The sequence below is a fragment of the Vibrio genomosp. F10 str. 9ZD137 genome (genome assembly GCF_049974785.1).
GTDB lineage: Bacteria > Pseudomonadota > Gammaproteobacteria > Enterobacterales > Vibrionaceae > Vibrio.
Window position 1 is genome coordinate 1 of sequence record NZ_JBNGCJ010000476.1, and the last position, 11,529, is coordinate 11,529.

10 protein-coding genes and 1 pseudogene are annotated in these 11,529 nt (G+C 45.1%); all 11 read left to right on the forward strand.

Translation table 11 applies throughout. From position 1 onward, the window contains the following. Positions 1-1,676, forward strand: a 1,676-nt coding sequence (gene fliD / locus ACP45E_RS11435; protein WP_069585024.1) for a flagellar filament capping protein FliD, incomplete at its 5' end; no start/stop codon positions are given. 4 nt (positions 1,677-1,680) lie between these two features. After that, entirely contained in the window at positions 1,681-2,001 is a 321-nt protein-coding gene (locus tag ACP45E_RS11440; protein ID WP_017038395.1) for a flagellar protein FliT, read from the forward strand. A gap of 12 nt (positions 2,002-2,013) precedes the next feature. Then, a complete protein-coding gene (fliS, locus tag ACP45E_RS11445; RefSeq protein WP_017033266.1) occupies positions 2,014-2,424 on the forward strand; it encodes a flagellar export chaperone FliS in 411 nt (136 codons plus the stop codon). Positions 2,425-2,651: 227 nt separating this feature from the next. Next, positions 2,652-4,121 carry a sigma-54 dependent transcriptional regulator gene (locus ACP45E_RS11450; protein ID WP_017033265.1) on the forward strand — a complete coding sequence of 490 codons (1,470 nt, stop codon included), beginning with the start codon at positions 2,652-2,654 and terminating at the stop codon, positions 4,119-4,121. Positions 4,122-4,256: 135 nt separating this feature from the next. Further along, complete coding sequence (locus ACP45E_RS11455; protein ID WP_017038396.1) at positions 4,257-5,357, forward strand: sensor histidine kinase; 1,101 nt, start codon at positions 4,257-4,259, stop codon at positions 5,355-5,357. 2 nt (positions 5,358-5,359) lie between these two features. Further along, positions 5,360-6,766 (forward strand): sigma-54-dependent transcriptional regulator, encoded by a 1,407-nt coding sequence (locus ACP45E_RS11460; protein WP_017033263.1) that lies wholly within the window; start codon positions 5,360-5,362, stop codon positions 6,764-6,766. A 97-nt stretch (positions 6,767-6,863) separates the two neighbouring features. Further along, entirely contained in the window at positions 6,864-7,175 is a 312-nt protein-coding gene (fliE, locus tag ACP45E_RS11465; protein WP_017033262.1) for a flagellar hook-basal body complex protein FliE, read from the forward strand. Between the two features lie 14 nt (positions 7,176-7,189). Then, positions 7,190-8,935, forward strand: coding sequence for a flagellar basal-body MS-ring/collar protein FliF (fliF, locus tag ACP45E_RS11470; protein WP_069585026.1), 1,746 nt, complete (start codon positions 7,190-7,192; stop codon positions 8,933-8,935). After that, on the forward strand, positions 8,928-9,983 hold the full coding sequence (fliG, locus tag ACP45E_RS11475; protein WP_017033260.1) for a flagellar motor switch protein FliG: 1,056 nt from the start codon (positions 8,928-8,930) through the stop codon (positions 9,981-9,983). The genes fliF and fliG overlap by 8 nt, the downstream gene beginning before the upstream one ends. A gap of 132 nt (positions 9,984-10,115) precedes the next feature. Further along, positions 10,116-10,913 carry a flagellar assembly protein FliH gene (gene fliH / locus ACP45E_RS11480; RefSeq protein WP_017033259.1) on the forward strand — a complete coding sequence of 266 codons (798 nt, stop codon included), beginning with the start codon at positions 10,116-10,118 and terminating at the stop codon, positions 10,911-10,913. After that, positions 10,913-11,529, forward strand: a pseudogene (gene fliI / locus ACP45E_RS11485) (flagellum-specific ATP synthase FliI); the annotation flags it as partial. The gene fliH and the pseudogene fliI, both read left to right, overlap by 1 nt.

Genomic DNA, 11,529 nt, shown 5'->3' on the forward strand with positions numbered 1-11,529 from the left:
ACCGCTCTTCCGATCTGGATGTATTGTCTTATGATGATAAATTTGGCCCTGGTAAGCTGCAGATTCAATTAGGAAGAAACGATTTCACCATTGATGTGAAAGACAACGCCAGCCTAGTTGATGTAGTAAGAGAAATAAACGGCAACAAAAGTAACCCAGGTGTTCGTGCCTCGGTGATTAATGATGTCGATGGCCCAAGGCTTATCGTTGCATCAAACCTTTCTGGGCAAGAAAACGCCATCAAAATTTCAGCCCAAACAGACGACAGTTTAAATCCGCTAAATAAACTGGAATACAAAACACTTGAAGAACGTGTTAAAGATTTAGAAAAAGCCCGTTCTGCTGCGCAAGAACTGATCAGTCCATTATCCCCAATCGAGCAACAATTGGCGCAAAAAGTTGCCGACACGATCAGTGATGCTGCAAAAGATGTGGATCAAGAGTTGGCTGATGAAGCAACTCAGGCCGCGATTAACGCTGATCCTAATGCTGAAAAAGCTGGCTTGGCAGGCAATGAACTTTCTAAAGATGCGATAGCAGCAGCAACAGATGCAAACAAATATGTGAAGCCTCAAGATCGGATTCCTGGCTGGACGGAAACAGCATCCGGAACGTTACTCGATTCTTACTATGAGCCGGATCCAGAGCTCGATGCAAAAGCGTTAGAAAAATCTTCAGATGTCCCTGGTTGGAGCAATAGCGCATCGGGAACCTTAACCGACTCGTATGTGACACCGAAAGAAGCCAAACAAGAACTCGAAAGAAAGCTTGCAGCAGAGCAAGCCGCGATCGAGCGGGCGGTTCAAAGTGGTGAGCTAAGCCCAGAGCAGGCTAAGGAAATTGAAAGGGCAAAATTAACGCCGGAAGAACGCGCCTATTTAGAGCGTGTTGACAAAGCGGACGCTGATTTAAAATCGGCACAAAGTGCTTTCGATTCCTATATGGGGATGACACAGGTTCAAGCCGCGCAAGATTCAAAAGTCATGCTTGATGGTGTCGCTCAGCTTTCAAGCAATAATAATGTGATTGAGAATGCCATCGAAGGCGTTGACCTTTCTATCAAAGGCAAAACCGATCCAAGCAAACCGCCTGCGGAAATTGATATCGAATACGACAGGCAAGGGGTCCGAGAGGATATCGAACAGTTCGTCGCCGCCTACAACCAGTTTTATCAGACCAGTAAAGAGTTAGGTGGCGTAGACCCTCGTACAGGGCAAGCTGGCCCACTGGCAGGCGATAGCATTGTACGCAGTGCAGACTCACGATTGAAGTCTGTGTTTTCATCGAGTATTGAGCCTGCACCAGACGAACTAAAGTCATTGACTGAATTTGGTATCACCACGACTCGTCAAGGTACGCTTGAAATCAACTACAATATGCTTGATCGCCAACTGAATAATAATTTTACTAAACTGGGTGATTTCTTCGGTGGCAACCAGGGTTTTGCTAAAAAAGTGGAAGATGCCATCCACAGTATGACCAATGCAACGGGATCGATAAGAACTCGAGAGCAGAGCTTAGTGGAGAGAAATTACCGCCTAGCAGACGACCAAGCGGCACTCGATCGCCGGATGGAAGGTCTAGAGAAGCGGACTCATTCAAAATTTGCCAGCATGCAGGACTCAACCAGTAAAATGCAATACCAACTGGCCGGCATGATGAATGCATTAGGTTAATGGTATGATTACCGAAAGCAACGTAGCGGCAATGAATGAAATTCGTGATATTGATCACCAAATTAAAGGAATTTTACAAACAAATGACTTTAATGCTGAAGATATTATTGAGCTGGTCGATAAAAGGGAACGGATATTGCAAAATATCTTAAACTATATAAAAGAAAATCCGAGTTTTGCTGAGTCAGATGATTGGCTCTCTTTAGTTGAACAGACAAAACAAATCGTCACGCTGATGCAATCAGAAACAATGAAAATTGGCAGTACACTCAAAAAGTACCGTTACGGCAACAAGTCTGTTCAGCAATACAAGAAGTTTTTATAAAAGAGGAACGTTATGCGTGGTTCATTACAGGCATACAAAAAGGTATCAGTAGACAGTCAGTTGAGTGCGGCGTCACCGCATAAAATTGTGCAAATGCTTATGGCGGGTGCTATTGAGCGACTGATCCAAGGAAAAGCCGCGATGCAACAGGGTAATATTCCAGTGAAAGGTGAACGCCTAGGTAAGGCTCTGGACATCATTATTAGCCTGAGAAGCTGTTTATCGATGAGTGATGGCGGAGATGTTGCCAAAAACTTGGATCAACTCTATGAGTTCATGATCACTCAAATTTCTGCGGCAAACCATAAAAATGACCCTCAGCCGATAGACGATGTTATCGATATTATTCGTGAAATTAAGTCAGCTTGGGATCAAATTCCGACGGAATATCATAACTTGACCGCCTCTGACGTTGGTATCTAATTCCTAAGCAAAAGATGACATTAACCTCACAACGAGTAATTGCTTAGTTGCCTTATTTTTTTAATCAAATAAAATAGAAGCCACTTACAGTATTGTAGTGGCTTTTTTGTTGCTGATTTATATAAATTGTCTATCGTTATAGTAGCTCTTATCAAAGTAAGCGCCTTGTTTCCGGACTATTAGATTTAGCCACCAACTTATCAAAATGAAGGCAATCATTCTCACCTATGCATGGTTTATCAAAAATACTTGTGATTGAAGATGACGCACAAGTGCGAATTAATCTCAGTAATATTTTAGAATTCGTTGGAGAGCAGTGCGAAGTAGTGACGTCGGATCATATCGAGGATATCGATTGGTCAAAGTTTTCAGCAGGATGCATTCTTGGTTCTATACAAGGGGAAGCACTGCCTTCTAGCTTGAGTCAACAGCTTTCATCTGTTCATCACATCCCACTCTTGGTCGCGGGCAAACACGCGTACCCTGTAGACGACTATCCACAATACGTTGGAGAGTTAGAGTTTCCCCTAAATTACCCGCAACTTAGCGAGGCGCTGAGACACTGCAAAGACTTTCTTGGTCGTAAAGGCGTTCAAACTTCTCTATCAAGGAAAAACACGTTATTTCGCAGTTTAGTCGGTCAAAGCCTTGGTATTCAAGAAGTCCGACATTTGATTGAACAAGTGTCGGATACGGAAGCGAATGTCTTAATTCTCGGCGAATCGGGCACGGGTAAAGAAGTGGTCGCGCGTAACATTCATTATCACTCCACGCGTCGTAAGGGCCCTTTTGTACCGATAAACTGTGGGGCTATTCCTCCTGATTTACTGGAAAGTGAATTGTTTGGTCATGAAAAAGGTGCGTTTACTGGGGCAATCACCTCAAGAAAAGGGCGGTTCGAGCTTGCAGAAGGTGGAACGCTTTTCCTCGATGAAATTGGCGACATGCCTATGCCTATGCAAGTCAAGCTGCTGCGTGTTCTTCAGGAACGCTGTTTTGAGCGTGTCGGTGGAAATACCACGATCCGAGTCAATGTGCGGGTGGTTGCAGCCACGCATCGAAACTTAGAAGAGATGATTGCTGCGGAGTCTTTTCGCGAAGATCTTTATTATCGCTTGAACGTTTTTCCGATTGAAATGCCGGCATTAAAACATCGTAAAGATGATATTCCGCTATTACTCCAAGAATTAATGACTCGAATGGAAGCCGAAGGCGGTCAGCCTATTTGTTTCACTCCGAGGTCGATTAACTCGTTAATGGAGCATGACTGGCCGGGTAATGTTCGGGAGTTAGCGAATTTGATTGAGCGGATGATCATTTTGTATCCGAATAGCTTGGTGGATGTGAATCATCTTCCAACTAAGTATCGCTACAGTGATATTCCAGAATTTCAGCCTGAAAACACCAGCTTTGCTTCAATTGAAGAACAAGAGCGTGACGTGTTGGCCGATATTTTCTCAGAAGATTTCAGTTTAGATAACGTCGCCCCGTTTCATGAGCAGATGATCGCAAATTCTCCACAATCTCTTCCACCAGAAGGTCTTAATCTAAAAGAGCTCTTGGCTGATCTCGAAGTGAACATGATCAATCAAGCACTTGATGCTCAAGGTGGCGTTGTTGCTCGAGCCGCTGATATGCTTGGGATGAGACGAACAACGCTTGTTGAAAAAATGCGTAAGTATGATATCCAGCGATAGCCTGTCAATTAGTTGACATTCCAATGGTTTGAGTGTAACCCGTTGATTTAAAATGGAAATGGCCTGGCTTGTTAATTGCATGCCAGGCTATTGTCCTTTTATTGGCAGAAAATCGACTATTGGCAGAAAATCGACATGCAAACATCAGAATCCACAGAACACCAGTCGCACCTAGACACGCTTGAAGACCAAGTCGAGCGCTACAAACAAGTGCTCGACGTTATGCCCGCCGGTGTCATTTTGCTCGATACCCAAGGTGTTGTGCGTGAAGCCAATCCAGAAGCCCAAAAGCTCTTAGAAGTCTCTTTGATTGGAGAAAAGTGGTTTACCGTTATTCAATCTGCCTTTGCTCCGCGAGAAGATGATGGACACGAAATCTCGTTACGCAATGGTCGCAAAGTCAGATTAGCGATTTCTGCATCGAACACCGGCCAACTGATTTTAATTACCGATCTCACTGAGACTCGATTACTTCAATCAAGAATTGGCGATCTTCAGCGTTTGTCATCGCTGGGGAAAATGGTGGCTTCGTTAGCGCACCAAGTACGAACGCCACTCTCTAGTGCGATGCTATATGCATCCAATCTGGCAGCACCGAACCTGCCACTGGCCACGAAAGACCGTTTTCAATCTAAACTTATGGATAGGCTGCATGATTTAGAAAAGCAAGTGAATGACATGCTGTTGTTTGCTAAAGGCGGTGATAATAAAGTCGTGAAGTCATTCACGATTGGAGAATTAGTTGCAGAGTTTAATCCAATGGTGGAAACGGCACTGAAACATAACCACATAGATTACTGCTTAGAAGTCGAACAAGAGCAAACGACCTTATTAGGCAACGCCAATGCCATCGCTTCTGCATTAAGTAACTTGGTATTGAATGCCATTCAGATCAGTGGGAAAAATGCACAGATTGATGTGTTCTTCCGACCTGTTAATGACATGCTTAAAATCTCGGTGCAAGACAGTGGGCCGGGTGTACCTAAAGAGCTACAAAGCAAAATTATGGAGCCGTTCTTTACCACGCGGTCTCAAGGGACGGGCTTAGGTCTAGCCGTGGTACAAATGGTTTGTCGGGCTCATGATGGTCAATTAGAGCTTATTTCAGAGCAAGGCGATGGCGCATGTTTCACCATGTGCCTACCCTTAAAGTTAAACGCTTCAGATACGCAAGAGACGATTCCTGCAGCTCAAATGTCGGATTCGGAATCAGCAGTCACCACTAACGGAGAATAACAATGGCGCAAAGTAAAGTCTTGATAGTAGAAGATGATGAAGGACTACGTGAAGCTTTAGTCGATACATTGGCATTAGCCGGTTATGAATGGTTAGAAGCGGACAGTGCAGAAGACGCGTTGGTTAAGCTGAAATCTAACTCTGTTGATATTGTGGTTTCTGATGTACAAATGGCAGGGATGGGTGGCCTGGCACTGTTGCGAAACATCAAACAACATTGGCCAAATTTACCCGTGCTACTCATGACAGCTTACGCCAATATTGAAGATGCTGTCTCTGCGATGAAAGATGGGGCAATAGACTATATGGCGAAACCTTTTGCGCCTGAAGTCTTGCTCAATATGGTCAGCCGTTACGCGCCAGTTAAATCTGATGACAATGGTGATGCCATCGTTGCCGATGAAAAAAGTCTAAAATTATTGGCACTTGCTGATAAAGTCGCAAAAACCGACGCCAACGTCATGGTGCTTGGCCCGAGTGGTTCTGGTAAAGAGGTGATGTCTCGATACATTCATAACGCGTCAAACAGAAAAGATGGACCATTTGTTGCGATCAACTGTGCGGCAATTCCAGATAATATGTTAGAAGCCACACTGTTTGGTTACGAAAAAGGCGCGTTTACTGGAGCGGTACAAGCTTGTCCGGGGAAATTTGAGCAAGCACAAGGCGGAACCATTTTGCTCGATGAAATCAGTGAGATGGATTTAAATCTTCAAGCCAAATTGTTACGTGTCATACAAGAACGCGAAGTCGAGCGTTTAGGCAGTCGAAAAAGTGTTCAACTGGACGTGCGCGTTCTAGCCACCAGTAACCGAGACTTAAAGCAGTATGTACAAGAAGGCAATTTCCGAGAAGATCTCTACTATCGACTGAACGTCTTCCCAATTACCTGGCCTGCGCTTAGCGAAAGACCCGGAGATATCCAACCGCTCGCTCAGCATTTGGTTGAGAGACACTGTAAAAAGCTCGGTATCCCTGTGCCACAGCTTAACGCTCAAGCCTTAAGCAAGTTGCTTCAATACAGCTGGCCTGGAAATGTTCGTGAACTGGACAATGTGGTCCAGCGTGCGTTGATATTAAGCGACAATCAAAACATTACCGGTGAGCATATCTTACTTGAAGGGATCGATTGGCAAGACGCTAGTGGGTTACAGCAAGTGGTTGAAACGGGGATAGCGGCACCGTCCATTAACCCCGTTGCTGAGGTTGATTCATCCAGTGCGGTGACTTCTGCTTCATCTGGGTTGGGTGGAGAGTTGCGAGATCAAGAGTACAGCATCATTTTAGATACATTGGTCGAGTGCAATGGTCGCCGTAAAGAGATGGCCGAAAAATTGGGTATTAGCCCCCGAACATTACGCTACAAGCTGGCTAAAATGAGAGATGCGGGCATTGATGTACCGGGCTAAAAAGTAATGAAGGATGCGACAAAAAATAATGGCATATTAATTGCTGCTTACCTAATAAGAATGAACATAAGTCAAAGAATTGGCATTTGAGGTTGTGATGATAGTTAACGGTCTACAAGGCGAAATGCAAGCGCTCATGTTTGAAGCCACGAATACAAAACCGACCGCCACAGGGCAAAGTGTTGGTGCCGATTTTGGCAATATGTTGAACAAAGCGATCAATAACGTTAATGGACTTTCCAAATCGTCAAGCGACTTTCAAATGCGCTTTGACCGAGGCGATGAAGACGTTTCGTTGTCGGATGTAATGATCGCTCGTAATAAATCGAGTGTTGCTTTTGAAGCAACGATTCAGGTGCGCAACAAATTGGTTGAAGCGTACAAAGAACTTATGAACATGCCAGTATAATTTAGGTAGTAAACGTGACTGACGATAACCAAAATACAGACTTAGCATTAACGGATTCTGCAGACAGTCACTCGATGGTCACAAGCTCCGATCTTGATACACAAACGCAAAACCCCGATCTCGACGAAAAAAGCTCATCAAAATTTGATATGGCGATTGGTGATTTAGACCTACTTCGTCAAGTCGTTCTAGTCCTTTCTATCTCTATCTGCGTTGCACTCATTGTGATGCTTTTTTTCTGGGTGAAAGAGCCTGAAATGCGCCCACTCGGGGCTTATGAAACAGAAGAGCTTATCCCCGTTCTTGATTACCTTGATCAGCAAAAACTCGATTACAAACTAGAAGGTAATACCATTCTAGTTCCGGTGAATAACTACAATAATTTAAAACTCAACCTAGCGCGTGCTGGTCTTAACCAACAGGGCAGTGCTGGTGACGATATCCTGCTTCAAGACATGGGTTTTGGTGTTTCTCAGCGATTAGAGTTGGAACGTTTAAAACTAAGCCGGGAACGTCAACTGTCTAAAACTATGGAAGAAATGAAACAAGTGCGTAAGGCTCGTGTGTTACTGGCACTTCCCAAGCAAAGCGTGTTTGTTCGTCATAACCAAGAAGCATCGGCCTCCGTATTTTTGACACTCAGAACAGGAGCGTCGCTCAAACAAGGTGAAGTCGACTCTATTGTTGATATGGTCGGCAGTGCGGTACCCGGCATGAAACCGACGCGAGTCACGGTGACGGATCAACACGGCAGCTTACTTAGTTCAGGCTCTCAAGACCCAGCATCAGCTGCGCGCCGAAAAGAGCACGAATTAGAAAGAAAACAAGAACAAGCGGTACGCGAAAAAATAGATTCAGTTCTCATTCCTATCCTTGGCTTTGGGAACTACACCGCTCAAGTAGATATCGAACTGGATTTCAGCGCCATTGAACAAACCAGTAAACGTTTTGATCCAAATACCCCAGCAACTCGCAGTGAGTACACCTTGGAAGATTACAATAACGGTAATGTCGTTGCTGGTATTCCTGGGGCGCTCAGTAATCAACCTCCAGCGGACGCATCGATTCCTCAAGACGTTGCACAAATGAAAGATGGCTCACTAACCGGCCAAGGCTCTGTGCACCGAGAAGCGACACGAAACTTCGAATTAGATACCACCATCAGCCACGAAAGACGTCAAACAGGCATTGTGAATCGCCAAACCGTCGCAGTCGCCATAAAAAATCGTTCTTCCGTGAATCCGGAAACAGGAGAAACGACGTACACTTCACTTAGCGAAGGTGACTTAAACTCGATCCGTCAGGTTCTGGTTGGGGCTGTAGGTTTTAATGAAGGCCGAGGCGATTTACTCAATGTACTGAGTATGAACTTTGCTCAGCCTGAAATTGAAAACATTGCAGATGTGCCTATTTGGGAACACCCTAACTTTAACGATTGGATTCGTTGGTTTGCGAGCGCACTCGTCATTGTCGTTGTGATATTAGTCCTTGTACGTCCAGCGATGAAAAAACTGCTTAACCCAACCGCTGACGATGATGAACAGATGTACGGTCCAGATGGATTACCGATTGGCGCCGATGGCGAAACCAGCTTAATTGGCGGTGAAATTGAAGGTGGTGAGTTATTTGAGTTCGGTTCTAGCATTGATTTACCGAACCTGCATAAAGATGAAGATGTGCTAAAAGCAGTTCGCGCATTAGTGGCTAATGAACCTGAGCTCGCCGCTCAAGTTGTGAAAAATTGGATGGAAGATGCCTAACGATATTGTACCCCAAGATAATGGGGAAGGCGGCAATGAAGTCACCGTCGACATAGCAACCATTACCGGTGATGAAAAAGCAGCGATCTTGCTGCTGAGTCTGAATGAAGAAGATGCCGCAGGCATTATTCGTCACCTAGAGCCGAAGCAGGTTCAAAGGGTGGGTAGTGCCATGGCGAAAGCATCGGATCTTAGCCAAGAAAAAGTGGGGGCTGTTCACCGAGCATTTTTAGAAGACATCCAGAAATACACCAATATCGGTATGGGCAGCGAAGACTTTATGCGAAATGCATTAGTGGCTGCGTTGGGTGAAGACAAGGCCAATAATCTTGTTGACCAAATACTGTTAGGCACCGGCTCAAAAGGCTTGGATTCATTGAAATGGATGGACCCACGTCAAGTTGCCAGTATCATCATCAATGAGCACCCTCAGATTCAAACCATCGTATTGTCTTACCTGGAAGCGGATCAATCGGCGGAGATATTGTCTCAGTTTGCAGAACGTGATCGCTTAGACTTAATGATGCGAATTGCCAACCTTGAAGAAGTTCAACCATCAGCACTGGCTGAATTGAACGAAATCATGGAGAAGCAGTTTGCGGGTCAAGCTGGTGCGCAAGCGGCCAAAATTGGTGGCCTGAAAGCCGCTGCTGAAATCATGAACTACATGGACAATAATGTTGAAGGCACCTTGATGGATCAAATCCGAGATCAAGATGAAGATATGGCAACGCAAATTCAAGATCTCATGTTTGTCTTTGAAAACCTTATTGAAGTCGATGACCAAGGTATTCAAAAACTGCTGCGTGATGTACCGCAAGATGTATTGCAAAAATCTCTCAAAGGCGCAGACGATGGATTACGAGACAAGATCTTCAAGAACATGTCGAAACGTGCTGCTGAGATGATGAGTGATGACTTAGAAGCGATGCCTCCGGTTAAAGTTTCTGATGTAGAGGCGGCGCAAAAAGAGATTCTTGCTATTGCACGTCGAATGGCCGATAACGGAGAGATCATGCTTTCTGGTGGTGCAGACGAATTCTTGTAATTCAGGCTGTTGAGAATGCAATGCTGTTATCACGTTAATCAAACCATAGCACGTTAAGCAATGACACTGAGTCTAACTATCAAACAATAGAATAAACAATCTATCAAATAATCACGCTAATAAAGGATTCCCATGTCAGGTGAAAGAAAACGTGGCTTTTTACGCCTTGATGATGAATCAGTCGCTCAACCTAAAAAGTGGGGGCTGCCTGATTATGGGGCAGAGGTGAATAAAAACGCCAAAGAAACAGCGATGAATTATGACCCTAGCTGGGTTCCTAGTTTTGAAGATCCGGTTGAAGAAGCCCCTTTACAGCTGACGAACGATGAAATTGAACAGATCAAACAAGGTGCGTATCAGGAAGGTTTGCTGCAAGGCCAAGAAGCCGGCTTTAAACAAGGATACGACAAAGGCAAAGAGCAGGGTATAGAAGAAGGCCGTACAGAAGGGCTAGAACTGGGTAAGTCCGAAGGGCTTGTTGCTGGGCAATCGTTCATTGACGAGCAAGTGGCGACTTTTGTTTCTTTAGCTAATCAGTTTGCTCAGCCATTAGAGCTAATGAACGCGCAAGTTGAAAAACAGTTAGTCGATATGGTGCTACTTTTGGTCAAAGAAGTCGTCCACGTTGAAGTGCAAACCAATCCCCAAGTTATTCTCGATACGGTTAAACAATCCGTGGAAGCCTTACCCGTTTCTGGTCACGCGATTACCCTCAAGTTACATCCAGAAGACGTCGACATTATCCGCCAATCATACGGTGACAAAGAACTCGATTTTCGTAATTGGACACTGCACAGTGAACCGGCTCTTAATCGTGGAGATGTTCAAATTGAAGCTGGCGAGTCGAGTGTAAATTATCGATTAGAAGAGCGAATTCGTAGCGTTATTGCCAGTTTCTGTGGCAGTAATCGCCATCAAGGAGCTGATTAATGCTGCCTTTAGCTGAACGCCTCTACCAATACAAAACGCAGGGTGTGAGCTGTAAACCGGTTGCCTCCGGTAAATTGGTCAGAGTCGTTGGTTTAACATTGGAAGCGACGGGTTGCCGTGCGCCCATCGGTAGCCTCTGTACTGTTGAAACCATGACCGGAGAGATGGAAGCGGAAGTGGTCGGTTTTTCTGGCGATAATCTTTATTTAATGCCCAGTGAGCAAATCACCGGTGTTCTCCCCGGCGCTAAAGTGACCCCACTAACCAGCGAAGTGGGGTTATCGGTGGGAATGGAATTGTTAGGTCGAGTCATTGATGGTGTGGGTAACCCGCTGGATGGTCTGGGCCCAATTTACACTGAACATCGCGCCGCCTTTAATTCTTCCCCTATTAACCCTTTGTCACGTAAACCCATTACCGAACCCTTAGATGTCGGGCTAAAAGCGATCAATGGGTTGCTGACTGTAGGCAAAGGTCAGCGTATTGGGTTGTTTGCGGGCTCTGGTGTCGGAAAATCGGTCACGCTGGGTATGATGACCCGAGGAACAACGGCGCAAGTTGTGGTGGTTGGCCTTATTGGTGAGCGTGGACGAGAAGTAAAAGAATTCATTGAAGA

What these genes read in the sequence shown, in the direction of transcription:
- ACP45E_RS11440 (WP_017038395.1), top strand. Translation starts at nt 1,681, where the DNA reads ATGATTACCGAAAGCAACGTAGCGGCAATGAATGAAATTCGTGATATT.
- ACP45E_RS11450 (WP_017033265.1), top strand. Translation starts at nt 2,652, where the DNA reads ATGCATGGTTTATCAAAAATACTTGTGATTGAAGATGACGCACAAGTG.
- fliG (WP_017033260.1), top strand. Translation starts at nt 8,928, where the DNA reads ATGCCTAACGATATTGTACCCCAAGATAATGGGGAAGGCGGCAATGAA.
- ACP45E_RS11460 (WP_017033263.1), top strand. Translation starts at nt 5,360, where the DNA reads ATGGCGCAAAGTAAAGTCTTGATAGTAGAAGATGATGAAGGACTACGT.
- fliH (WP_017033259.1), top strand. Translation starts at nt 10,116, where the DNA reads ATGTCAGGTGAAAGAAAACGTGGCTTTTTACGCCTTGATGATGAATCA.
- fliS (WP_017033266.1), top strand. Translation starts at nt 2,014, where the DNA reads ATGCGTGGTTCATTACAGGCATACAAAAAGGTATCAGTAGACAGTCAG.
- ACP45E_RS11455 (WP_017038396.1), top strand. Translation starts at nt 4,257, where the DNA reads ATGCAAACATCAGAATCCACAGAACACCAGTCGCACCTAGACACGCTT.
- fliE (WP_017033262.1), top strand. Translation starts at nt 6,864, where the DNA reads ATGATAGTTAACGGTCTACAAGGCGAAATGCAAGCGCTCATGTTTGAA.